The organism is Pasteurella canis (assembly GCF_020810675.1).
In the GTDB taxonomy this organism is placed as follows: Bacteria; Pseudomonadota; Gammaproteobacteria; order Enterobacterales; family Pasteurellaceae; genus Pasteurella; species Pasteurella canis.
Window position 1 is genome coordinate 175174 of record NZ_CP085871.1, and the last position, 23661, is coordinate 198834.

The following is a 23661-nucleotide window of genomic DNA, read 5'->3' on the forward strand; positions in this document are numbered from 1 at the left end:
AGTTGATTAGGTGTAAAAGAAAGGCGATTGTTAGAATCGCCTTTTGGTTGCTAGTGCTATACCTCTTTTTATTTTTTCTTAGCATATTTGAGCGAGTCGATAGCTACGGCAAGAATGATAATGCTACCTTTGATGATATACTGCCAATATGGGTTAACACCGATATAAGTTAAGCCATAGTTGATGACGGTGAAGATAATTACCCCAGTTACGACCCCAATGACGGTACCTACACCACCAGCAAATGACACACCACCCACTACACAGGCTGCAATTGCATCTAACTCATACATAAAACCTAAGTTGTTTGTGGCGGAACCAATACGACCTGCTTCTAACATTCCACCAAAGCCATAGAACATTCCTGCGATCATGTAGATGACAACTAAGTTACGGGCTACGTTAACACCAGATACTCGAGCTGCTTCAGGGTTGCCTCCGATAGCAAAGATATTTTTACCAAAACGTGTCTTATTCCAAAGAACCCACACTAAGAACGTAGCAATAGCGGCATAAATAGTGATGTAAGACAACTTAAAGGTACCAAACTTAAAGAACCCTTGAGCAAAGGCAGAGAATGTTTCATTGAAACCAGCGATAGGTGAACCGCCCACTGCATCATAGTAAAGTGAGTTAATTCCATACACGATGATCATTGTCCCCATAGTCGCAATAAATGGCGTAACATTTAAGTAAGCGATGACTAAACCATTTACTAGACCAATAATGGCACCGATTGCACATACAGTTAAGATAACAACAGGAATAGGTAGCTCAGGGAGGTCAGGAAAAACTCGGTTAAAGTTATCCATTGCTTGTAACAAGGTAGCAGAGATTACGGCAGCTAAACCAACTTGGCGACCTGCAGATAAGTCAGTTCCCTGTGTTACTAATAAACCAGCCACCCCAAGAGCAATGATTAAACGTACAGAGGATTGAGTGAGAATATTACTAAAGTTTCTTAAGTTTAAGAACGTTGGATCTTGAATAATAATGACCCCTAAGAGAATCAACAATACAAAGTAAATTGCATTTTGTTTAAAGAAATCAAGGGATTTGTTTTGTTTTAACGCAGCCATAATTTATTTCCTTAATTCTGTGCTTTATAAATATTTTGCAGCGAGTTGTAAAATTTCTTCTTGTGACGTTTCTGCGGTATTCACGATACCAGCTACTTTACCGTTGCTCATCACTAGAATTCGATCTGTTACCCCTAGTAGCTCTGGCATTTCAGAAGAAATCATAATGATACCTTTATCTTTTTTCGCCAACTCCATGATAAGTTGATAAATTTCATATTTTGCACCAATATCAATACCACGAGTAGGTTCATCAAGCATTAAAATCTCAGGTTGAGTCAATAGCCAACGACCAATAATTACTTTTTGTTGGTTACCACCAGATAAAGAACCAATATTTGTTTTATGTGAAGGGGTTTTTACATTCATCGAGTCAATCACCCATTGTGTATCGCTTTTCATTTTAGCGTTACTGAGCAAACCGAATTTACTAATGTATGATTTCATATTAGAAATCAAAGAATTAAACTCGATGTTAAGATTGGCATAAATCCCCGTAGAGCGGCGCTCTTCTGTCACTAAGGCAAAACCATTATTAATAGCTTCAAACGCATTATGGTTTTTGACTTCTTTGTCGTGTAGTTTAATAGTGCCTGATTTGCGTTCACGTACACCGAAAATTGTTTCGACAATATCAGTACGTTTAGCACCAACAAGCCCTGCGATACCTAATACTTCTCCTTTACGTAGTTCAAAACTCACATCTTGAATAGAAGGTTGATTTAGCGCAGTTAGATTTTCTACAGTTAGGATAGTTTCTTTTGGCTCGTTCGTCTTTGGTGGGAAACGTTGGGTTAATTCACGCCCAACCATCATTGAAACGATTTGATCCATCGTAGTATTTTTTACTTCAACGGTATTGATCCATTTACCATCACGTAAAATTGTAATTTCATCACAAATTTTGAAAATCTCATCCATTTTGTGTGAAATATAAATGATGCCACAGCCACGCTCTTTGAGTTTGGCAATGATTTTAAAGAGATGCTCGACTTCTTTTTCAGAAAGAGAAGAGGTCGGTTCATCCATAATCACGATTTTCGCATCATAAGAAAATGCCTTAGCGATTTCGATCATTTGCATTTGTGATACAGAAAGTTTTGCTACTTTCTCTTTTGGATCGATATCAATATCTAATTCTTCAAAAATAGCTTTTGTATCACGGTACATTTTTCCGTGATCGACGAAACCTGCTTTTAATGGGTAGCGACCAAGCCAAAGATTATCCATAACGGTAGTCTGTTTCACCAAATTAAGTTCTTGGTGTACCATTGAGATCCCATTTTCTAAAGCTTCTTTGGAGGTTTTAAAATTAACAGGCTTATCTAAAAAAAGGATGTCACCTTCGTCTTTGCTGTAAATTCCGAATAAACATTTGAGTAATGTAGATTTGCCTGCGCCATTTTCTCCCATTAATGCATGTACGGAATGAGAGCGAACGGTTAGATTAGCATTATCTAGTGCTTTAACACCAGGAAAGGATTTACAGACATTAGTCATTGTGAGCAGTATTTCACTGTCTTGATTTGGAATTTGAGTGGTCATATCCAACCTCACATAAAAAAAGAGGGGAGGGTTTAGCTCCCCTGAGAGTTACAACTTATAGTTATAGATTATTATTTTAAGAAATCGCTTAAATTATCAGCGTCAACACCAACGTAAGGAATACGTACAACACGCTCTTTTAATTGCCATTTTGTTCCTTCAGTAGCAGGTTTACCTTTAGCAAGATTATTTGTTAATTGAACAACTGCTTTACCTTGGTTAACACCATCGTTTAATACAGTTCCCGCGATTTCACCTTTTTTGATTAACTGTAATACTTCAGGTAATGCATCAACACCGAAGATTGGTAGTTTTTTACCATGTGCTTTTGTTGCTTCTAAGGCACCCATTGCCATACCATCATTATTAGCAATGATAACTTCAATTTGAGCAGCTTTTGAACTTGATAACCAAGCATCCATTTTATCTTTTGCTAAAGCTGCATCCCACATCCCTGTATCGATAAATAATTGCTCAGTTTGAATTCCTTTACTGTTTAATTCTTCGATCACAAATTTAGTACGCGCTTCCGCATCTGGGTGACCTGGTTCACCTTTGAGTAAGACATATTGAATTTTACCATCTTTGTTTAAATCATAAGCTGGGTTTGCTTTCCAATGTTTTGCAATCAATGAACCCTGAATTAAGCCAGACTCTTTCGGATCAGTTCCTACATAATAAGCGTGTTCATAACTACCGATCGCTTTTGCACCAGGGTCTTTATTAAAGAATACAACAGGAATGTCATCTGGTTTCGCTTTACCGATAATTGTCGGCGCTGCAGCTGGGTCTACTAAGTTGATTGCTAATGCTTTGACACCTTTGGAAATTAAACCGTCAACTTGGTCATTTTGTACCGCTTGTGCGTTTTGCGAGTCATTCATTAATAATTCAATATCTTTAAACTGTTCAGCTTCTTTATTGATTTCTTTACGCATTAGTGACATGAAGTTATCGTCATATTTGTAAATGGTTACACCAATGCGATCTGCTGCTTGTGCTGATGAGGCAACAACACCTAGACCTACTGCTAAAGCTACTGCGCTTAATACGGTTTTTTTCATAATAACTCTCCTATTTAGAACGAATGGATTTTGTTATCTTTCTGCTTTTAACCCACTTTGCCTAGATAACTGGTGGGCATAATACTGGAAAATGTTATGAAAGACTGTGATCTTACTCACAATTGTGAAAACGATTACAAATGACACGTAAAAATGTTAGATTGATCACATTTTTTGCCTATTTTTTCTTCCTAAAAAACAAAAAGTGCGATGGAATTTAATAAGATTTCACCGCACTTTTTATATGGTTTAATAAAAATGTTTACGTTTTTATTTTTCACTATCTGTAAAGATGTCTAAGTCTTTTGTTCCGTAGAAAATCGTTTAACAAGTGTTGGATTAAATTGAATATGTGTTGGTGTTTTTACCTCTTGATCAACTAAACTGAGTGCTAATTTAGCTGCGTAAGTTGCCATTAAATCAATAGGATAGCGAATAGTCGTTAGTTTTGGGATAAGGTAGCGGGCGATAGGCATATCATCAAAACCAATAATAGAGCATTGCTTTGGTACATTAATGTTGTTTTCACTTAATACTGAAATTGCACCAGCCGCCATGGAATCATTGTAAGCAACAACAGCAGTGAGATCGGAATTATAGCTCAAGAGATTTATCATTGCTTCTTCTCCGCCTTCAAAGTCAGGTGAGCTATGTGTAATGGCATGTTCAATTACGGGAATATGGTAGTGTTCTAAGGCTTTGAGGTATCCTCGTTTTCTTTCTATTTCGTCAGTAATGTAGTGATTTGAACCAATGTAGCCAATTTTACGGTGCCCTAACCCAATTAATGTTTCTGTAGCAACGAAGGTGCCTTTTTCATTATCTAAACTCACACAACGATGTTCATAGCCTTGTACAATTCGATTTATAATTACCATGCCAGGCACTTTTGCTAAATATTGGCTGAGAGTATCATCACTGAGAGCTTTAGAGTGGACAACTAAGCAGCTGCAACGTTTACGTAACAATGTATCAATCGCTTCTTTTTCTTTCTCTGCGTTGTGGTAGCCAATACCAATTAAAATTGTCTTTTTATATTCTTCAGCAACTTTATCAACTGCTTTAACTAGGATAGCAAAGAAGGAATCTGTAACATCAGTAACAACGACACCAATAGTATCGGTATTTTTCATTGCAAGGGCTTGTGCATTTGCATTTGGTTGATAACCTAATTTTTCTACAGCTTCTTGCACGGCTAAACGTGCTTTGGCACTGGCAGATGCGTGGTTGTTTAGTACTCGAGATACTGTGGCGACAGATACACCAGCATACTGTGCAACATCATGAATAGTAACCATAATTAATATGACCTTTCCTTTGAGAACTACTTACTCTCATCATATAGAATTTTTGTTATTTTTGAAAACGCTTACCCTTAAATTTGACAGTTAAGTCACAAAAATAATAGCCTATAAGCCAAGATTTATTCATTTTGTGATCTAGTTAACAGTTTATTTTTGGTAATTTGTTATCTTATGTGAATATAAAAATGTAACCGTTTTCAATCTTCGGGGGTATGTAAAAGATGAGTCATCAACTATTTGAACCAACTGAACACCCACATCGACGTTATAATCCATTAACTGACCAATGGGTGCTTGTATCACCACACCGTGCTAAACGTCCGTGGCAGGGACAGCAAGAGAAAGTGGCTGAGGATGAAAAGCCAGCTCATGATCCAAGTTGTTATTTATGTCCAAGTAATAAACGGATTACAGGTGAACAAAACCCGAATTATCAGAAGCCTTTCGTGTTCAAAAATGACTTTTCTGCATTATTAGAAGATACACCTAATCCAGAAAAAACGACAGATCCTTTATTTCAAATTTCAAAAGCACAAGGCGAAAGCCGTGTTATTTGCTTTTCCCCAGATCATAGCAAAACCTTACCATTATTAACAGTCTCAGAAATTGCAGATGTTGTTCAAGTTTGGCAAGAACAGCTAGCCGAATTAGGTAAAAAATATCAATGGGTGCAGATTTTTGAAAATAAAGGTGCAGCCATGGGATGTTCTAATCCACATCCGCACGGTCAAATTTGGGCAAATAGCTTTCTACCGAATGAAGTTGCTCGTGAAGATCAAACGCAACGTGCATATTTTGAAAAACATGGCTCTGTCATGTTAGTTGATTATGCTCAGCGTGAGTTAGCGTTGAAAGAGCGTATTGTCGTTGAAACTGCACATTGGTTAGCTGTAGTGCCTTATTGGGCAGTATGGCCATTTGAGACTTTGTTGTTGCCCAAATTACAAGTAAAACGTCTAACTGAATTAAATGAAGCGCAATCACAAGATTTAGCTTTAGCGCTGAAAAAATTAACGACAAAATACGATAATCTGTTTGAAACCTCCTTCCCTTATTCAATGGGATTCCATGCAGCCCCATTTAATGGACAAAATAATGATCACTGGCAAGTGCATGCTCATTTTTATCCGCCGTTATTACGTTCTGCAACTGTGCGTAAATTTATGGTGGGTTATGAAATGTTAGGGGAGTCACAGCGAGATTTGACTGCAGAACAAGCGGCTGAGAGATTGCGTACCCTAAGCGAAGTACATTATAAGCAGAAATAACAACATTTAGTTGGCTAGGGTTGAATCCCTTTAGAATAGAATTAACATTTTGTAAAAGCGCAATGAAAAAGGAATATGAAATGACTCCACAACAATTAGCTAAAACGCTATTCCAACAAAAATTTAATACTGAACCAACATTAAATGTTTATGCGCCAGGACGAGTAAATATTATTGGAGAGCATACAGATTATAATGATGGTTTTGTCATGCCTTGTGCGATTAATTATGGAACCGCTATTAGTGGACAAGCGCGTGAAGACAGTCTTTTTAGGGTATTTGCAGCTGATCTCGAAGAATGGGATGAATTTGATTTAGCTAAACCAATTGAACCTGAGTTAGGTAAAAAATGGACAGGTTATGTACGTGGTGTAGTGAAATTTATTCAACAACGCTATCCAGACTTTAAATGCGGTGCGAATTTGGTTATTTCAGGTAATGTGCCGTTGTCTGCTGGATTGAGTTCATCTGCTTCATTAGAAGTTGCAGTTGGTAAGTTCTGTCAGCAGTTGGCAAATTTAGCATTGACTAATACAGAAATTGCATTAATTGGGCAGCAAGCTGAAAATCAATTTGTTGGTTGTCAATGTGGCAATATGGATCAGTTGATATCAGCCTTAGGTCAAAAAGATCATTTATTGATGATTGATTGTCGTAGTTTAGACACAACACCAACGCCTATCCCTGAAAATGTAGCAGTCATGATTGTCAATTCTCATGTTAAGCATGATTTAGTTGCAGGTGAATACAATACACGTCGTCAACAATGTGAGGCGGCTGCACAGTTTTTTGGCGTAAAAGCATTACGGGATGTTTCTATTGAGCAATTTAAACAAAAAGAAGCAGAGCTGACAGCATTCGATCCTGAGGTTGCTAAACGAGCTCGTCATGTCGTAACAGAAAACCAACGTGTGTTAGATGCTGTAAAGGCATTACAAAGTGGTAACCTCGCATTATTAGGTGAATTAATGAGGCAGTCTCATGACTCTATGCGTGATGATTTTGAGATCACTGTGCCACAAATTGATTATTTAGTTGAGCTTGCACAAGTTGCGATTGGTAAAACTGGTGGTGCTCGTATGACGGGTGGTGGTTTTGGTGGTTGTATTGTGGCAGTGGCACCAATTGAAAAAGTAGAAGCAGTACGCAAAATTATTGCCGATAATTATGAAAAGCAAACAGGGTTAAAAGAAGACTTTTATGTCTGTACAGCATCGCAAGGAGTCAGTGTATGCTGATTCAAACTGCACAAGGAAATGCGCCAGATGGCTTACCGTTTCAGGTTTTTACGTTGACAAATAGTCATGGTATGTCCATTCAAATGATGGATTGGGGCGCGACATGGATGTCTTGCAAAGTGCCTGTAAAAAATCAATTACGTGAGGTTCTGTTAGGGTGTCGGCTAGAAGATTATCTTATACAACAAGCCTATTTAGGTGCGATAGTTGGGCGTTATGCAAATCGTATTGCTTATGGGCAATTTAAGCTAAATGGTAAATCTTTTCAACTGAACTTAAATCAAGAGCCCCACCAATTACATGGTGGCTTAAAGGGCTTTGATAGACAGCGCTGGCAACTAGTGAAGAGCGGTCAGAATTTTGTCAGTTTTATGTTACATTCTGCTGACGGTGATCAAGGGTTTCCTGGTAATCTGGATGCTATTGTGACTTACACATTAGCCGAAAATAATAGTGTTGAAATTGAATTTGAAGCTAAAGCAGATCAAGATACACCGTTAAATTTAACCAATCATGCTTACTTTAATTTAAATGATGCGGATTATGGGAGTGATATCCGTCATCATCATTTGCAGTTAAATGCAGAATACTATTTGCCAGTAGATTCATCGGGGATTCCCAATGCCTCTTTAAAGCCTGTTCAACAAACAAGCTTTGATTTTCGGCAAACCAAACAGATAGTACAAGATTTTTTGCAAGATGAGCAGATGTTAGTAAAAGGCTATGATCATGCTTTTTTATTAGGTGAACAAAAAGAGGAAATGAGTGCAATTCTTACTGCACAAAATGGGTCGCTGAGTTTGCGAGTATCCACTTCACAGCCAGCACTACAAGTGTATACAGGAAATTTCCTCGCAGGTACTCCAAATCGTTTTGCTGGCGTTTATGCAGACTATGCAGGCATAGCACTAGAAACACAAGCATTGCCAGATACACCTAACCATCCAGAATGGTGGGCATTAGGTGGCATCACCCAAGCAAACAAAAACTATCACCACTGGACTAAATTTCAGTTTCTATAAAATTATAATAATCAATGCGAATTGTTTTGCCCCACTGTCTAGGGGCTTTTTTTTTGCTATTATGAGGGAAATATGTTAATTTTCAGCCGTCAATGTTGACGGTAGCTTACTCAAATTTTTATGATGAACGAAGACCAATCGAATACTAATCAAATTGAACATTCACAAAAGAAAAGTTTTTTTCAGTCTCTATTTGGACGTTTTTTTCAAGGGGAGCTAAAGAATCGAGAAGAGCTTGTTGAAGTAATTCGTGATTCTGAACAAAATGATCTGATCGATCAAGATACACGAGAGATGATTGAAGGTGTGATGGAAATTGCGGAGTTACGAGTCCGTGATATCATGATTCCTCGTTCACAAATTGTTTTTATTCAAACTGATCAAAATCTCGATTCTTGTCTTGACACTATTATTGAGTCAGCCCATTCACGTTTTCCTGTGATTGCTGATGAACGTGATAATATCGCGGGCATTTTACATGCTAAAGATTTACTGAAGTTTTTACGTTCTAATGCAGAAGAGTTTCATTTACTCCCGTTGTTACGTCCAGCAGTGATAGTGCCTGAAAGTAAAAGAGTCGATCGTATGTTGAAAGATTTTCGTTCTGAACGTTTTCATATGGCAATTGTTGTCGATGAGTTTGGTGCAGTATCTGGTTTAGTGACTATCGAAGATATTCTTGAACAAATTGTTGGTGATATTGAAGATGAATTTGATGAGGAAGAAGTGGTCAATGTCCGCCAGCTTTCTCGTCATACTTATGCTGTACGAGCGTTAACGGATATTGAAGATTTTAACCAACAATTTAATACCCATTTTGCTGATGAGGAAGTGGATACTATTGGTGGGCTTGTCATGCAAGCTTTTGGTTATTTACCAAAGCGAGGTGAGGATATTACCCTTGAAGGCATTAATTTTAAGGTGACCTCAGCAGATAGTCGTCGGTTAATTCAGCTACGTGTTACCTTGACAGATGAACAAATAGCTGAAATTACAAACGCTGATGAAGTGAAAGAAGATTAACTTATTAATACTATTAACAATTAGCACGAGTTTTTACTCGTGTTAATTATTTGGAATAAAATGAAAAAATCTATTTTTGTTTATTTAGTTGCAATCATTTTTGGCGCAGTAGGTGTGTTAGCCTTTTCTCCTTTTGATTATTGGGGATTGGCTTATGTGTCTTTATTGGGGTTGCTTTTTGTTGTTAAAACTAGTGATAAACGAACCGCACTTTGGGGTGCCTTTTTATGGGGCTTGGCTTTCTTTACTTTTGGGGTAAATTGGTTACATGTAAGTATACATTATTTTGGCGGTACGCCCTTAATTGCTAGTTATTTGCTTGTTGTTGTATTGTCAGGTTATCTTGCGCTTTACCCCGTTCTTTTTGCATATTTAGTGCAACGTTTTCAAGTAAAGAGTGTCGCGATTTATCCTGTGATTTGGACCTTTACCGAATTTCTAAGAGGATGGATCTTGACGGGTTTTCCATGGCTACAATTTGGTTATAGCCAGATTGATAGTCCATTTGCACATCTAGCCCCTTTATTTGGTGTCACAGGTGTAACTTTCTTTGTTATGTGGGTGAGTGCAATTCTCTTTAACATAGGGAATGCGTTATTTAGTCAGCCAAGAAAATTAAATGTGGCTGTAATTAATCTTCTTTTGCTGAGCATAGTGGGCTATTTAAGCGCTTATACTTCACAAATCAGTTATGTCAAAAAAGTAGAGAAGAATGGACTTAAAATTACTTTAGTACAAGGAAATATTGAACAAAATTTGAAATGGGAGCCTGAGTATCTTTATAAAACATTAGATATTTATCAAAAATTAATTGCACAGCACTTAGGTAAAACTGATGTCATTATTTTACCTGAGTCCGCATTACCTGTATTAGAAAATCACATGCAGCCTTTTTTTACAGGATTACAGGAACTAGCTTATCAAAGTAATACAGAAGTGATTGTTGGAACGGTATATCAAGATGAAAAACAAGATAAATTATTTAATTCTATCGTGACATTAGGTAATCGAATTCAACCATATTCAATCGAGACAGAAAATCGCTACAATAAACATCATCTTGTTCCTTTTGGCGAGTATGTACCATTAGAAATAGTATTACGTCCACTTGGTAATGTATTTAATTTACCAATGTCAGCTTTTCAAAGCGGAGATGAGATTCAAGCTCCTTTATTTGTCAAAAACCGCCATTTAACCACAGCAATTTGCTATGAGATTATTCTTGGTGAGCAATTACGCAAGAATATGAAAAAAGAAACCGATTTTATTTTAACTGTTTCAAATGATGCATGGTTTGGCGACTCTATCGGTCCTTGGCAGCATTTACAAATGGCGAGAATGCGAGCGTTAGAATTTGGTAAGCCAGTTATCCGAGCTACCAATACTGGAATTAGTGTTTTTATAGATGAACTGGGAAAAATCGTTGCCCAAGCCCCACAATTTGTAGAAACGACTTTAACTTATCATGTGAGTGCAACAGAAGGCAGAACCCCTTACGCTGTTTTAGGTAATACACCGATTTATTTTTTATCTCTATTACTTGTGTTTATGAGAATATTTCATTCTTGGATTCGTCGTCGTATTCAAATGACGCTGTCCTAAAATAGCAAAGAGAAAATAAAACGGTGATTATATTTAAGCGAAATTAATGTTTATTTGTAATAAAAAAGCACTGAATTATTCAGTGCTTTTTTAGTCAGTATAGTTTAACGACTACGGAAAATGATACGACCTTTGTTTAAATCATAAGGGGTCATTTCAATAGTGACTTTATCACCAGTCAAAATACGAATGTAATTTTTACGCATTTTGCCTGATATATGAGCAGTCACAACATGACCATTTTCTAATTCAACACGAAACATCGTGTTTGGCAAGGTTTCTAAAATTGTCCCTTGCATTTCAATGCAATCTTCTTTTGCCATTGGTTCCTCTGGATAACTATAAATTTTGACCGCACTTCGCTTTAGCGGATTTTATTAAAAAATACTTGCGGATTATACAGTTTTTACGTGGTTCAGCAAAGTTTTTATTACTGTTGTGTTCAGGAACGAGGTAAGATAAGTGAGTGCTTAGTCTTTTTTCTATATGTGTAATATCTTAGGACAATAACAACATGATGAAAAAAATTCTTATTACAGGTGGAGCAGGATTTATAGGCTCAGCTGTAATCCGATATATTCTTGAAAAGACCTCAGACGTCGTGATTAATGTCGACAAATTAACTTATGCAAGTAATGCTGATGCTTTGCAAAGCGTGAACAAAAATCCACGTTATTATTTTGAACAAGTAGATATTACCGATACATCAAATATTAAACGCGTTTTTGAGAAACATCAGCCAGATATAGTGATGCATTTAGCCGCAGAAAGCCATGTTGATCGCTCAATTTTAGGGGCGGCAGAATTTATTCAGACCAATATTGTTGGTACGTATGTATTATTAGAGGCTGCACGTCAATATTGGTTAACATTACCAGAAGAGAAAAAATTAACGTTTCGTTTCCACCATGTTTCAACTGACGAGGTTTTTGGCGATTTAGATTATACTGCATCGGCAGTTACTGAGCTTGCCGCATATCGTCCTAGTAGCCCTTACTCAGCCTCAAAGGCATCCAGTGATCACCTCGTTCGTGCCTGGCAACGTACATATGGCTTGCCTACATTAGTGACAACAAGCTCAAACAATTATGGGCCTTATCAATATCCAGAAAAATTAATTCCATTCATGATTCAGCAAGCATTGCAAGCCAAACCGTTGACACTTTATGGTGATGGAAAACAGAAACGAGATTGGCTATTTGTTGAGGATCATGCAAAAGCGCTCTATCTAGTATTAACAAAGGGGAAAGTAGGACAAACTTATAATATTGCATCACAAGATGAAATCAGTAATCTTTGTGTTGTTGAAGAAATATGTCGCATATTAGCTGAGTTAAAAAAAAGCGGCAAGTTATCAGCCTTTTCTGCCGTACTTGCAGGTATTGATGATTTTGAACAATTAATTACTTTTGTCACGGATCGTCCTGGACATGATATTCGTTATGCAATCAATACAAATAAGATCCAAACTGAATTGGGGTGGCAACCTGAAACGACATTTACAACGGGGCTACGTAGTACGGTTGAATGGTATGTAAACTATTTTTCACAGAAATGCTGAAGATATCTTGATAATTGGCTACTAAAGTGTGTAAAAGCTGGTATAGTGAAGCACACTTTATTTTATTATCACAATTCATGTAATAAAAGGATGTTTTATGTCAATGCAAATTAGTCTATCCACTCAAGCAGCAAATGAGGTTTGGGGAAAAAATGCACTGCTTAGCTTTAATGATGATCAAGCTATTATTCATGTTCCTCTCAATATTGACCGCACTTTAGTACAAAAAGCTGCGCGTAAATTACGCGCACAAGGTATTAAAGATGTTGAGTTAGTTGGAGAAAACTGGGATTTAGAGTCTTGCTGGGCATTTTATCAAGGTTTTTATACAGCAAAACAAGATTATGCATTGGAATTTCCTCATCTTGATGATGAGCCACAAGCCGAATTATTGGCGCGTATTGAATGCAGTGATTTCGTGCGTGAAATTATCAATTTACCAGCAGAGACGATTACTCCAATTGTACTAGCAACACAAGCAGCAGAATTTATTGAGCAACAAGCCGAAGAATATGCCGATAAAAGTGCGGTAAGTTTTACCATTCTTTCTGGAGAAGAGCTAAAAGAAAAAAACTATCAAGGAATTTGGCAAGTAGGACGAGGCTCAGCAAATCCTCCAGCGATGTTACAATTAGATTTTAATCCTACAGGTAATCCTGATGCTCCTGTTTTGGCTTGCTTAGTTGGTAAAGGGATTACATTTGATAGTGGGGGCTATAGTATTAAGCCAAGTGATGGCATGAGTACAATGCGAACAGATATGGGAGGCGCTGCACTTGTGACTGGTGCACTAGGGTTAGCTATCGCTCGTGGCTTGAAGCAACGCGTGAAACTCTATTTATGCTGTGCAGAAAATTTAGTGAGCAGTAATGCCTTTAAATTAGGGGATATTATTACTTATCGTAATGGCGTAACAGCTGAAATTTTAAATACAGATGCAGAGGGGCGTTTAGTATTGGCTGATGGTTTGATTGAGGCTGATCAACAACAGCCACAGGTGATCATTGACTGTGCGACTTTAACGGGTGCTGCTAAAATTGCGGTAGGTAATGACTATCATTCAATTTTATCTATGGATGATAAATTAGTCGCAGACTTACTTGTTTCAGCAGAAGTGGAACAAGAGCCTTTTTGGCGATTACCTTTTGCAGAATTACACCGTTCACAAATCAGTACTGCTTTTGCAGATATTGCTAATATTGGTACTGTACCTGTAGGGGCAGGCGCGAGTACAGCAACGGCATTCTTATCTTATTTTGTTAAAAATTATCAACAAAATTGGTTGCATATTGATTGCTCAGCCACTTATCGTAAGACAGCAAGTGATTTATGGGCTGTTGGCGCGACAGGACTTGGTGTGCAAACATTAGCACATTTCTTATTAAATAAAGCGAGTATGTAAGGATAAAAAAATGGCAGTAGAAAGAACTTTATCTCTTATTAAGCCTGATGCAGTACAACGTAATTTGATTGGGACAATTCTAATGCGCTTTGAACAGGCTGGTTTTCGAATTGTCGGGGCAAAAATGTTACGTTTAACACAAGAACAAGCAGAGGGCTTTTATAGTGAGCATCAAAATAAAGAATTCTTTTCAGATCTAGTTGATTATATGATGTCAGCCCCAGTAGTCGCTTTAGTGTTAGAAAAAGAAAATGCAGTTAAAGATTACCGCACTTTAATCGGGGCAACAAATCCACAACAGGCAGCTGTTGGGACGATTCGTCGAGATTTTGCCTTAAATGGTCGCCATAATTCAGTACATGGCTCTGATAGTTTAGAAAGTGCTAAAAGAGAAATTGCGTATTTTTTTGTGGAGACTGAGCTCTTTTAAGTTTAAGTTGAGCTAAGTTTAAAAAATACGACAATAAATCTTATTTACAGCCCTATTTAGTGTTACTAGTAGGGCTGTTTGACTATTTTGTTTTTCCTAAATTTCTTAATGGGTTAGTCCTCACTGCTCTGTTGCAAAAACGATAAAACGGATAATTTTGCTCTGCAATAAATACTTGCCTTTTGTATTTAAAAGCGTATGATTAGCCGTCTAGATGGAAATGCCTCTTAAAGTATTTCAAAATTAGTTAAGGAATATTCATGTCAAGTTATTTATTTACTTCTGAATCAGTATCAGAAGGACATCCAGATAAAATTGCGGATCAAATTTCTGATGCAGTACTTGATGAGATCTTAAAGCAAGATCCGAAAGCACGAGTAGCTTGTGAAACTTATGTCAAAACAGGTATGGCACTAGTTGGTGGTGAAATCACAACATCAGCTTGGGTTGATATTGAAAATCTTGCACGTCAAGTCATTTGTGATATTGGTTATACGTCTTCAGAGATGGGCTTTGATGGTCATTCATGTGCAGTGTTGAATGCGATTGGCAAACAATCTTCTGATATTAATCAAGGTGTTGACCGCGAAAATCCACTAGATCAAGGTGCTGGTGACCAAGGCATCATGTTTGGTTATGCGACAAATGAAACGGATGTATTAATGCCTGCGGCAATTACTTATGCACATCGTCTAATGGAGCGTCAAGCACAAGTACGTAAATCAGGTAAATTACCTTGGTTACGTCCAGATGCAAAAAGCCAAGTTACGTTAAAATATGAAAATAATAAAATTGTTGGTGTCGATGCAGTCGTACTTTCCACTCAGCATTGTGATAGTATTTCGCAGAAAGAACTACATGAGGCGGTGATGGAGGAAATCATCAAACCTGTGCTGCCAACGGAATGGTTATCAAAAGCTACACAATATTTTATTAATCCAACGGGACGTTTTGTTATTGGTGGACCAATGGGAGACTGTGGTTTAACAGGACGTAAGATTATTGTGGACACTTATGGTGGGGCTGCTCGTCATGGTGGTGGGGCATTCTCTGGTAAAGATCCATCTAAAGTGGATCGTTCTGCAGCTTATGCAGCTCGTTATGTGGCAAAAAATATTGTTGCAGCAGGTTTAGCAGAACGTTGTGAAATCCAACTTTCTTATGCTATCGGTGTTGCAGAGCCTACATCTATCATGGTAGAAACTTTTGGAACAGGTAAAGTGGCAAATGAATTACTTGTGAAATTAGTCCGTGAATTTTTCGATTTACGCCCATATGGTTTAATTAAAATGCTGGATTTAATTCAGCCTATTTACCGTGAAACTGCCGCTTATGGGCATTTTGGACGTGAACAATTCCCTTGGGAAAAAATTGATCGTGCTGAAGAATTACGCACCGCAGCAGGTTTAAAATAATTTTATAGTCATAACATAAAGGCGACAGAGTTCGCCTTCTTTTTTATATGCAGCAAGACACAGGATTTCGTGAGCTAAAAATGCAAGTGCAACGTAAATTAATTCATTGTTTACAACTTGCTGAAAAACATTTCAAACGTACCTTCCCTCTTCCTCTTGTGACTTATCAAGTACGTGGTTTAAAAGCAGGGGTTGCTTATCTACAGAGTAACGAAATCAGATTAAATCCTGTTTTATTATTAGAAAATCGTGAAGAGTTTATTAGCCAAGTAGTACCACACGAATTAGCCCATTTAATTGTGTATCAAGTTTTTGGACGAGTGCAACCGCACGGTAAGGAATGGCGAGAGGTCATGATGACTGTATTTAGTTTAGCACCTAAAGTCTATCATCAATTTGATATCACACGGGTGAAGGGGAAAACAATTACCTACTATTGTGCATGTCGAGAACACCAACTTACCATGCGAAGACACTATAATATACAAAACAAAAAGACTGTTTATCTGTGTAAAGATTGTAAATCTAAGTTAATGGAGAAGATTTAATCAAATGAAGTGATATAATACTTGTGAATTATTATTTCACTTAACACTAGAAAGAGGAAACTAGAATGAAAAAATCATTATTTGTATTAGCCTTTGGTGCGTTATTTACGGCAACTGCAAGCGCTAATTTTTATGTACAAGGTGATTTGGGGTATTCAAAACTTAAGTCTGAAGATGTCAGTAAAAGTAAGTTTTCTCCAAGTTTTGCGGTAGGTTATAAGTTTAATGATTTTCGTTTAGCATTAGATTATACCCATTATGGAAAAATGAGTCGCACAGATATAGAGCAAGTCACTTTACCTAGTCAAACCCCTCAGCAACCTAATGTCGTTTCAGGACCAGAGAAATACTCATTAAAAGTACAATCAATCGGCTTGTCTGCTTTATATGATTTTAATTTTCTTTCACCTTTTAAACCTTATGTTGGTGTGAGACTTTCTCAAAATCACTTTAAATCAACTTTAGATTTCTCTGCCCCAGGCTATTCAGAGTATCGTAGTACAACAGCTAATAAATTTGGCTATGGACTTTTAGCTGGTGCCCATTATCCATTAGCTAAAGCACTTTCTTTAAACGCAGGCATTGAATATAACCGTTTAGGGAATATTGATGGTGCTAAAGTTAAGCAGTATGGTGCTAAAGTCGGCTTACGTTACGACTTCTAAACAGTATTCTCTGATTATCTTTTAAAGTGCGGTCAAAAAATCAAAAATATTGACCGCACTTTGCTTTTCCTTGTAGTAATAAATTTTCTCCTAAACTCTTGAAATTCCCTTTTCTGCACTTATATCAGACTGCACTTATATATGATTCATCAGAAAAGGAAAATATTATGTCGAATAATCAAGAAACACGTGGTTTTCAATCTGAAGTTAAGCAGCTTTTGCAACTTATGATTCATTCTCTCTATTCTAATAAAGAAATTTTCTTGCGTGAGTTGATATCTAATGCTTCGGATGCTGCTGATAAATTACGTTTTAAAGCACTGTCTGCACCAGAACTTTATGAAGGAGACGGTGATTTAAAAGTACGTATCAGTTTTGATGAAAACAAAGGCACATTAACGATCAGTGATAATGGTATTGGTATGACTCGTGAGCAAGTGATTGATCACTTGGGTACCATTGCAAAATCAGGTACAAAAGAGTTTTTAAGTTCATTAGGCAGTGATCAAGCAAAAGATAGCCAATTAATTGGTCAGTTCGGCGTAGGTTTTTATTCTGCTTTTATTGTCGCAGATAAAGTAACAGTAAAAAGCCGCGCGGCAGGTGAAAGTGCAGATAAAGCTGTACTTTGGGAGTCAGCAGGAGAAGGAGAATATTCAGTAGCTGATATTGAGAAAAAAACACGTGGTACTGAAATTACTTTACATTTACGTGCTGATGAAAAAGAATTTTTAAATGAATGGCGTTTACGTGAAATCATCAGTAAATATTCTGATCATATTGGCTTACCTGTAGAAATTCTCGCGAAAGAATATGATGATGAAGGGAAAGAAACGGGCATTAAATGGGAAAAAATTAATAAAGCTCAAGCATTATGGACTCGCTCAAAAAATGAAATTTCAGAAGACGAATATAAAGAGTTTTATAAGCATGTGAGCCATGATTTTGCTGACCCTCTGTTATGGGCGCATAATAAAGTAGAGGGTAATCAAGAATATACTAGCTTACTCTATATTCCAGCTAAAGCCCCTTGGGATTTGTTTAACCGTGATCATAAACATGGGTTGAAACTTTATGTTCAGCGTGTCTTTATTATGGATGATGCTGAGCAATTTATGCCAAATTATTTACGTTTTATGCGTGGCTTAATTGATAGTAATGATTTGCCATTGAATGTATCGCGTGAAATTTTGCAAGATAATAAAGTCACGGCTGCTTTACGTAAAGCTTTGACTAAGCGTGCATTACAGATGTTAGAAAAATTAGCAAAAGATGATGTGCAGAAATATCAATCATTCTGGCAGGAATTTGGTTTGGTATTAAAAGAAGGTCCTGCAGAAGATTTTGCAAATAAAGACACTATTGCGAAGTTATTGCGTTTTGCTTCAACACAAAATGACAGTAGTGAACAAACAGTATCATTAGAAGATTATGTAGCACGCATGAAAGAAGGGCAAAAGGCTATTTACTACATTACGGCAGATACTTATGTTGCAGCTAAAAATAGCCCGCATTTAGAACTCTTTAACAAAAAAGGTATTGAAGTATTGTTACTTTCTGATCGTATTGATGAGTGGATGTTGAGTTATTTAACTGAATTTGACGGCAAACCATTACACACGATCAGCAAAGCAGATTTAGATCTTGGTGATTTAGCGGACGAAGAAAAAGAAGAGCAAAAGCAGCAAGATGAACAATTTGCTTCATTTGTTGAACGTGTGAAAAACTTGCTCGGTGAGCGTGTGAAAGAAGTGCGTTTAACACACCGTTTAACTGATACGCCAGCAGTAGTGTCAACAGGTAATGATCAAATGAGCACTCAAATGGCTAAATTATTTGCTGCTGCTGGTCAGGCGATGCCAGAGGTAAAATATACTTTTGAATTGAACCCTGAACATAGTTTAGTGCAAAAAGTGGCAGACATTGCAGATGAGCAACAATTTGCAGAGTGGGTTGAGTTATTATTAGAGCAGGCGATGTTAGCTGAGCGCGGTTCTTTAGAAAACCCTGTTGCGTTTATTAAGCGTATGAATGCATTGCTTGGAAAATTGACAAACCACTAAGCTAAAAAAGTGATACACTAAATCCTCGGTAAAAAATCGAGGATTTTTTGTTTATTAGCCCAATATAAAAGGACAAATGATGATAACCGTTTATGGTATTAAAAATTGTGATACTGTGAAAAAAGCCTTGAAATGGCTTACTGATAATAATATTTCTCACCAATTACATGATTATCGTAGAGATGGTCTAAGTCGAGATTGGTTAATCCAAGCAGAACAACAATTTGGTTGGGAGAATTTGGTCAATAAACGCAGTACAACGTGGCGCAATCTTGATGCTGACATCAAAGAAACTTTATCAAAACAGACCGCACTTGATGTGCTTTTGGCTCAGCCAACGTTGATAAAACGTCCGATTATTTTGCTGCAAAATAAAGCATTAATCGGTTTTGATGTAAAAGAGTATGAAGCTTGTTTTAAATAGGTGGCAGTGAGGGTAGCTCGTCATATTTATCCTTTGTTATATAAAAAGTGTGGTTTGAAATGAAACACAATATAATTTCTCTCGCAAGAGAATTAATTCGTCGACCTTCTATTAGTCCTAATGATCAAGGTTGTCAGCAAATTATTGCTGAACGTTTAGCAAAACTAGGATTTCAAATTGAATGGATGCCTTTTAATGACACATTGAATTTATGGGCAAAGCACGGTTCTGGATCGCCTGTGATTGCTTTTGCGGGACACACTGATGTTGTACCTATAGGGGATGAAAAACAATGGCAATATCCAGCTTTTTCAGCTCAGATTGTAGATGATATATTATACGGTCGTGGAGCTGCTGATATGAAAGGCTCTCTTGCTGCAATGGTCGTTGCAGCAGAGAAATTTATCGAAGCGAATCCAAACCATCAAGGTACGATTGCCTTATTGATTACTTCCGATGAGGAAGCTGCTGCTAAAGATGGAACTGTGCGTGTAGTGGACACTTTGATGGCTCGTAATGAGTTAATTGATTATTGTATTGTTGGTGAGCCTTCTAGTAGTCAGAAATTGGGCGATATCATTAAAAACGGTCGTCGTGGCTCAATTACCGCTAATTTGTATATTCAAGGTATTCAAGGGCATGTAGCCTATCCTCACTTAGCTAAAAATCCAGTGCATAAATCATTAGCATTTTTGACAGAATTAACTACCTATCAATGGGATCAAGGCAATACCTTTTTTCCTCCCACTTCGCTACAAATTGCCAATATTCAAGCAGGTACTGGCAGTAATAATGTCATTCCTGGTGAGCTATATGTGCAATTTAATTTACGTTATTGTACGGAAATGACGGATGAACTGATCAAGTCAAAAGTCGCTGAAATGTTGGATAAGCACCAGTTGAATTATCATATTGAATGGCATTTATCAGGTAAGCCATTTTTAACCACAACAGGTAAACTTGTGGATGCAGCAGTGGATGCAGTAAAAAAAGTGACTCAAAATACACCACAGCTAGATACTGGTGGTGGTACTTCTGATGCACGCTTTATTGCGTTAATGGGAGCAGAAGTTGTCGAATTTGGTCCATTAAATAAAAGTATTCATAAAGTGAATGAATGTGTTGATGTAAATGACTTAGTACAATGTGGTCAAATATATCAACAAATTTTACACAATATTTTGGATTGAAAATGAATATTAAATTTAGTGCTGTAGAGTTAACTGGTAAATCACGTAGTCATTTAGTGCCTCTTCCTTGCCCTATTTCTACTCAACATTTTTTACACAAGGATAGTGTTAAGGCATTTCAAGGGCTACAACAATGTGCTTTGAAGCAGGGATTTAATTTGCAACCTGCCAGTAGTTTTCGTGATTTTCAACGTCAACAATTAATTTGGAATAGTAAGTTTCGTGGGCAGCGTAAAGTGCATGATGATCATGGAAATCCATTGGATTTAAGTAGGTTATCGGATTGGCAAAAAGCACAAGCTATTTTGCGTTGGTCAGCGTTACCTGGTGCGAGTCGCCATCATTGGGGAAGCGAAGTAGATGTTTTTGATCCTAATTTATTACCTACAAATCATCAGTTGCAACTTGAACCATGGGAATATGCACAAGGTGGGTATTTTTTTGAATTGAGCGAATGGCTACAACTGAACATAGCGCAGTTTGATTTTGCTTTACCTTTCACAAATTTATTAACTGACAAACAAATCGGCCATGAGCCTTGGCATATCAGCTATTTACCTATTGCACAATACGCAATGCAACAATTTTCACCAGAATTGTTATTACAATCATGGCAAGATGAAGAGATTGCGGGAAAAGTAGCTCTTCAACAACATCTAGATGATATTTTTCAACGATTTTTGATTTAATCTTTTCCTTTTTATGAGAATAGTATGGAAAAACGCACTTCAGAACAAAACCATAGCCATTTTAGTAAAATTATTTCCAGTCTATTGCAGTGGGTATTAAACATTTCATTAGTGATTTTAGCGATGATTTTGGTCATTTTCCTAGCTCAAGAAACTTATAGTTTAGCTCTTGTCTTATTAATTGAAACAAATAAAGCGTCTTATTTGCTAATTGAAAAAATTGTTGTTTATTTTCTCTACTTTGAGTTTTTAGCTTTAATTGTGAAATATTTTAAGACAAATTATCATTTTCCTTTGCGTTATTTTCTATATATAGGGATAACCGCGATGGTCAGGTTAATTATTGTCGATCACTCAAGTGCTATAAATACGCTACTCTTTTCTGGCTCTATTTTACTCATGGTGCTTGCACTTTTTTTAGTCAGTTCAGAACGTTTAAGAAAAAGTTAAGGGGATATTCATAAAATGGACATTCAACAATTTACACAACAAGATATTGAAATCTTAAAAGAAGAAACTTTGTATAAAGGTTTTTTCGAGCTAAAACGAGTTCAGTTTCAACATAAATTATTTGCAGGCGGTGACAGTGGAGTTGTAACACGTGAGTTATTGGTTAAAGGTGCTGCATCTGCGGTGATTGCTTATGATCCTCAACAAGATAGTGTGATTTTAGTAGAACAAGTTCGTATAGGTGCTTATCAACCTAATTCAAGTCAATCTCCTTGGTTATTAGAACTAATAGCAGGTATGGTTGAAAAAGGGGAACAACCAGAAGAAGTTGCATTACGAGAAAGTAAAGAAGAAGCAGGAGTAGAGATCAGCAATTTACAACATTGTTTAAGTGTATGGGATAGTCCTGGTGGTGTGGTTGAGCGAATTCACTTATTTGTTGGGGAAGTAGATAGTAGCCAAGCAAGGGGAATTCATGGATTAGCAGAGGAAAACGAAGATATTCGTGTACATGTTGTCAGTCGAGAAAAAGCATATCAATGGGTTAATGAGGGTAAGATTGATAATGGCATTGCCGTATTAGGACTTCAGTGGTTACAACTCAATTATCAAAGATTACAACATCAATGGTGTAAATAAAATGTTAATTTACAAATAAAAATGTGACTTAGATTTAATTTTGAAAAAAAATTTCATAAAGAAATATGACATAGCTAACATTTTTTTATTTTGGTACGTGCAATTTACTTGATAAGTCGGTAATTTATAAAGAGTTTTATATTTTAGCAGTAGGAGTTCGCTTTGTTCAGTACTTATACATATGAGACATCGGCGGAAGTATTCAAATTTGTTCAAATTACTGACCCACATTTGTTTAAGGATGAAAAGAGTGAGTTATTAGGAGTCAATACCTTTCAAAGTTTTAATCAAGTATTAGAAGAAATCAAAGAGAGTGGTTTTCACTATGATTTTGTTCTCGCTACAGGTGATCTTGTACAAGATAGTAGTAACGAAGGTTATGTACATTTTTGCGAGCAGGTAAAAAAACTTGAAAAAACGGTATTTTGGATCCCTGGTAATCATGATTTTCAACCGAAGATGTTTGAAATACTGAATCAACATCAAGACAATTTGAATGCAAAAAAACATATTTTACTAGGGAAACATTGGCAAATTTTAATGCTGGATAGCCAAGTGTTTGGTGTACCACATGGTGAGTTAAGTCAATATCAGATTGACTGGCTATTAGCTAAGCTAAAAGATCATCCTGATCGCTATTCGTTAATTGTCTTACATCATCATATTTTACCAACAAATTCAGCTTGGCTTGATCAACATAACTTACGCAATGCTCATGATCTAGCGGATGTATTGGCTCCTTTTAGCCATGTAAAAGGTATTTTATATGGTCATATCCATCAAGAAATGGAAGGGGAATGGAAAGGGTATAAAGTCATGGCAACCCCTTCTACTTGCATTCAATTTAAACCAGATCATCATACTTTTACTTTAGATTGCGTGCAGCCTGGGTGGAGAGAAGTGGAATTACATCCTGATGGGCGAATTGAAACAAGAGTAAAGCGGATTCAGAAGGTACAATTTTTTCCGAACATGCATGAGGAAGGTTATTAAACATAAAAGAGCGGTAAATTTTTCAATTTTTTGACCGCTCTTTTATT

General features: G+C 36.8%; 23 protein-coding genes. 18 read left to right on the forward strand and 5 right to left on the reverse strand.

Features of this window, described 5'->3' with window-relative positions; all coding sequences use genetic code 11:
* Positions 1-68: 68 nt before the first annotated feature.
* From mglC to K7G93_RS00805, 4 genes are all read right to left on the reverse strand, one after another.
* Positions 69-1079, reverse strand: coding sequence for a galactose/methyl galactoside ABC transporter permease MglC (gene mglC, locus K7G93_RS00790; protein WP_049216451.1), 1011 nt, complete (start codon positions 1077-1079; stop codon positions 69-71).
* A 24-nt stretch (positions 1080-1103) separates the two neighbouring features.
* Entirely contained in the window at positions 1104-2624 is a 1521-nt protein-coding gene (gene mglA, locus K7G93_RS00795; protein ID WP_049216450.1) for a galactose/methyl galactoside ABC transporter ATP-binding protein MglA, read from the reverse strand.
* A 71-nt stretch (positions 2625-2695) separates the two neighbouring features.
* Complete coding sequence (gene mglB / locus K7G93_RS00800) at positions 2696-3688, reverse strand: galactose/glucose ABC transporter substrate-binding protein MglB (protein WP_049216449.1); 993 nt, start codon at positions 3686-3688, stop codon at positions 2696-2698.
* A 296-nt stretch (positions 3689-3984) separates the two neighbouring features.
* On the reverse strand, positions 3985-4986 hold the full coding sequence (locus K7G93_RS00805) for a substrate-binding domain-containing protein (protein WP_115322377.1): 1002 nt from the start codon (positions 4984-4986) through the stop codon (positions 3985-3987).
* A 227-nt stretch (positions 4987-5213) separates the two neighbouring features.
* On the opposite strand from K7G93_RS00805, the gene galT reads away from it, so the two are divergent.
* From galT to lnt, 5 genes are all read left to right on the forward strand, one after another.
* Positions 5214-6260 carry a galactose-1-phosphate uridylyltransferase gene (galT, locus tag K7G93_RS00810; RefSeq protein WP_228400400.1) on the forward strand — a complete coding sequence of 349 codons (1047 nt, stop codon included), beginning with the start codon at positions 5214-5216 and terminating at the stop codon, positions 6258-6260.
* 80 nt (positions 6261-6340) lie between these two features.
* Entirely contained in the window at positions 6341-7498 is a 1158-nt protein-coding gene (galK, locus tag K7G93_RS00815; RefSeq protein WP_226690250.1) for a galactokinase, read from the forward strand.
* Entirely contained in the window at positions 7492-8520 is a 1029-nt protein-coding gene (galM, locus tag K7G93_RS00820) for a galactose-1-epimerase (protein WP_226690251.1), read from the forward strand. Before galK ends, galM begins: the two co-directional genes overlap by 7 nt.
* Before the next feature lie 120 nt (positions 8521-8640).
* Positions 8641-9543, forward strand: a complete 903-nt coding sequence (gene corC / locus K7G93_RS00825; RefSeq protein ID WP_115322381.1) for a CNNM family magnesium/cobalt transport protein CorC — start codon at positions 8641-8643, stop codon at positions 9541-9543.
* A gap of 60 nt (positions 9544-9603) precedes the next feature.
* Positions 9604-11145, forward strand: a complete 1542-nt coding sequence (gene lnt, locus K7G93_RS00830; RefSeq protein WP_226690252.1) for an apolipoprotein N-acyltransferase — start codon at positions 9604-9606, stop codon at positions 11143-11145.
* Positions 11146-11249: 104 nt separating this feature from the next.
* Here the strand turns inward: lnt and infA are convergent, their stop codons facing one another.
* Entirely contained in the window at positions 11250-11468 is a 219-nt protein-coding gene (gene infA, locus K7G93_RS00835) for a translation initiation factor IF-1 (RefSeq protein ID WP_005717339.1), read from the reverse strand.
* 194 nt (positions 11469-11662) lie between these two features.
* Here infA and rfbB point away from each other — a divergent pair, with 194 nt between their 5' ends.
* The 13 genes from rfbB (at position 11663) to cpdA (ending at position 23614) form a co-directional block, all read left to right on the forward strand.
* On the forward strand, positions 11663-12706 hold the full coding sequence (gene rfbB / locus K7G93_RS00840) for a dTDP-glucose 4,6-dehydratase (protein WP_226690381.1): 1044 nt from the start codon (positions 11663-11665) through the stop codon (positions 12704-12706).
* A gap of 103 nt (positions 12707-12809) precedes the next feature.
* Entirely contained in the window at positions 12810-14108 is a 1299-nt protein-coding gene (pepB, locus tag K7G93_RS00845; protein WP_049216508.1) for an aminopeptidase PepB, read from the forward strand.
* A 10-nt stretch (positions 14109-14118) separates the two neighbouring features.
* Positions 14119-14538 (forward strand): nucleoside-diphosphate kinase, encoded by a 420-nt coding sequence (ndk, locus tag K7G93_RS00850; RefSeq protein ID WP_049216442.1) that lies wholly within the window; start codon positions 14119-14121, stop codon positions 14536-14538.
* Between the two features lie 260 nt (positions 14539-14798).
* On the forward strand, positions 14799-15953 hold the full coding sequence (metK, locus tag K7G93_RS00855; protein WP_224046051.1) for a methionine adenosyltransferase: 1155 nt from the start codon (positions 14799-14801) through the stop codon (positions 15951-15953).
* 47 nt (positions 15954-16000) lie between these two features.
* Complete coding sequence (locus K7G93_RS00860) at positions 16001-16501, forward strand: SprT family zinc-dependent metalloprotease (protein WP_049216440.1); 501 nt, start codon at positions 16001-16003, stop codon at positions 16499-16501.
* A 65-nt stretch (positions 16502-16566) separates the two neighbouring features.
* On the forward strand, positions 16567-17166 hold the full coding sequence (locus K7G93_RS00865; protein WP_226690253.1) for an opacity family porin: 600 nt from the start codon (positions 16567-16569) through the stop codon (positions 17164-17166).
* A gap of 167 nt (positions 17167-17333) precedes the next feature.
* The gene (gene htpG, locus K7G93_RS00870) at positions 17334-19229 is read left to right on the forward strand and encodes a molecular chaperone HtpG (RefSeq protein ID WP_226690254.1); all 1896 of its coding nucleotides are present in this window, start codon (positions 17334-17336) and stop codon (positions 19227-19229) included.
* 79 nt (positions 19230-19308) lie between these two features.
* Complete coding sequence (locus K7G93_RS00875) at positions 19309-19653, forward strand: ArsC family reductase (protein ID WP_226690382.1); 345 nt, start codon at positions 19309-19311, stop codon at positions 19651-19653.
* A gap of 59 nt (positions 19654-19712) precedes the next feature.
* Positions 19713-20843 (forward strand): succinyl-diaminopimelate desuccinylase, encoded by a 1131-nt coding sequence (gene dapE, locus K7G93_RS00880; RefSeq protein WP_226690255.1) that lies wholly within the window; start codon positions 19713-19715, stop codon positions 20841-20843.
* 2 nt (positions 20844-20845) lie between these two features.
* Positions 20846-21532, forward strand: coding sequence for a M15 family metallopeptidase (locus K7G93_RS00885; RefSeq protein WP_115322386.1), 687 nt, complete (start codon positions 20846-20848; stop codon positions 21530-21532).
* 24 nt (positions 21533-21556) lie between these two features.
* A complete protein-coding gene (gene psiE, locus K7G93_RS00890) occupies positions 21557-21982 on the forward strand; it encodes a phosphate-starvation-inducible protein PsiE (RefSeq protein WP_049216434.1) in 426 nt (141 codons plus the stop codon).
* A gap of 15 nt (positions 21983-21997) precedes the next feature.
* Entirely contained in the window at positions 21998-22621 is a 624-nt protein-coding gene (gene nudF, locus K7G93_RS00895; protein WP_226690256.1) for an ADP-ribose diphosphatase, read from the forward strand.
* A gap of 162 nt (positions 22622-22783) precedes the next feature.
* Positions 22784-23614: a 3',5'-cyclic-AMP phosphodiesterase gene (gene cpdA / locus K7G93_RS00900; protein WP_224046053.1), complete on the forward strand. Its 831-nt coding sequence runs from the start codon at positions 22784-22786 to the stop codon at positions 23612-23614.
* The last annotated feature ends 47 nt before the right edge of the window (positions 23615-23661 follow it).

Excerpts from the sequence above, each read along its gene's own strand:
- mglC (WP_049216451.1), bottom strand. The coding sequence starts at position 1,079 with ATGGCTGCGTTAAAACAAAACAAATCCCTTGATTTCTTTAAACAAAAT.
- mglA (WP_049216450.1), bottom strand. The coding sequence starts at position 2,624 with ATGACCACTCAAATTCCAAATCAAGACAGTGAAATACTGCTCACAATG.
- mglB (WP_049216449.1), bottom strand. The coding sequence starts at position 3,688 with ATGAAAAAAACCGTATTAAGCGCAGTAGCTTTAGCAGTAGGTCTAGGT.
- K7G93_RS00805 (WP_115322377.1), bottom strand. The coding sequence starts at position 4,986 with ATGGTTACTATTCATGATGTTGCACAGTATGCTGGTGTATCTGTCGCC.
- galT (WP_228400400.1), top strand. The coding sequence starts at position 5,214 with ATGAGTCATCAACTATTTGAACCAACTGAACACCCACATCGACGTTAT.
- galK (WP_226690250.1), top strand. The coding sequence starts at position 6,341 with ATGACTCCACAACAATTAGCTAAAACGCTATTCCAACAAAAATTTAAT.
- galM (WP_226690251.1), top strand. The coding sequence starts at position 7,492 with ATGCTGATTCAAACTGCACAAGGAAATGCGCCAGATGGCTTACCGTTT.
- corC (WP_115322381.1), top strand. The coding sequence starts at position 8,641 with ATGATGAACGAAGACCAATCGAATACTAATCAAATTGAACATTCACAA.
- lnt (WP_226690252.1), top strand. The coding sequence starts at position 9,604 with ATGAAAAAATCTATTTTTGTTTATTTAGTTGCAATCATTTTTGGCGCA.
- infA (WP_005717339.1), bottom strand. The coding sequence starts at position 11,468 with ATGGCAAAAGAAGATTGCATTGAAATGCAAGGGACAATTTTAGAAACC.
- rfbB (WP_226690381.1), top strand. The coding sequence starts at position 11,663 with ATGAAAAAAATTCTTATTACAGGTGGAGCAGGATTTATAGGCTCAGCT.
- pepB (WP_049216508.1), top strand. The coding sequence starts at position 12,810 with ATGCAAATTAGTCTATCCACTCAAGCAGCAAATGAGGTTTGGGGAAAA.
- ndk (WP_049216442.1), top strand. The coding sequence starts at position 14,119 with ATGGCAGTAGAAAGAACTTTATCTCTTATTAAGCCTGATGCAGTACAA.
- metK (WP_224046051.1), top strand. The coding sequence starts at position 14,799 with ATGTCAAGTTATTTATTTACTTCTGAATCAGTATCAGAAGGACATCCA.
- K7G93_RS00860 (WP_049216440.1), top strand. The coding sequence starts at position 16,001 with ATGCAGCAAGACACAGGATTTCGTGAGCTAAAAATGCAAGTGCAACGT.
- K7G93_RS00865 (WP_226690253.1), top strand. The coding sequence starts at position 16,567 with ATGAAAAAATCATTATTTGTATTAGCCTTTGGTGCGTTATTTACGGCA.
- htpG (WP_226690254.1), top strand. The coding sequence starts at position 17,334 with ATGTCGAATAATCAAGAAACACGTGGTTTTCAATCTGAAGTTAAGCAG.
- K7G93_RS00875 (WP_226690382.1), top strand. The coding sequence starts at position 19,309 with ATGATAACCGTTTATGGTATTAAAAATTGTGATACTGTGAAAAAAGCC.
- dapE (WP_226690255.1), top strand. The coding sequence starts at position 19,713 with ATGAAACACAATATAATTTCTCTCGCAAGAGAATTAATTCGTCGACCT.
- K7G93_RS00885 (WP_115322386.1), top strand. The coding sequence starts at position 20,846 with ATGAATATTAAATTTAGTGCTGTAGAGTTAACTGGTAAATCACGTAGT.
- psiE (WP_049216434.1), top strand. The coding sequence starts at position 21,557 with ATGGAAAAACGCACTTCAGAACAAAACCATAGCCATTTTAGTAAAATT.
- nudF (WP_226690256.1), top strand. The coding sequence starts at position 21,998 with ATGGACATTCAACAATTTACACAACAAGATATTGAAATCTTAAAAGAA.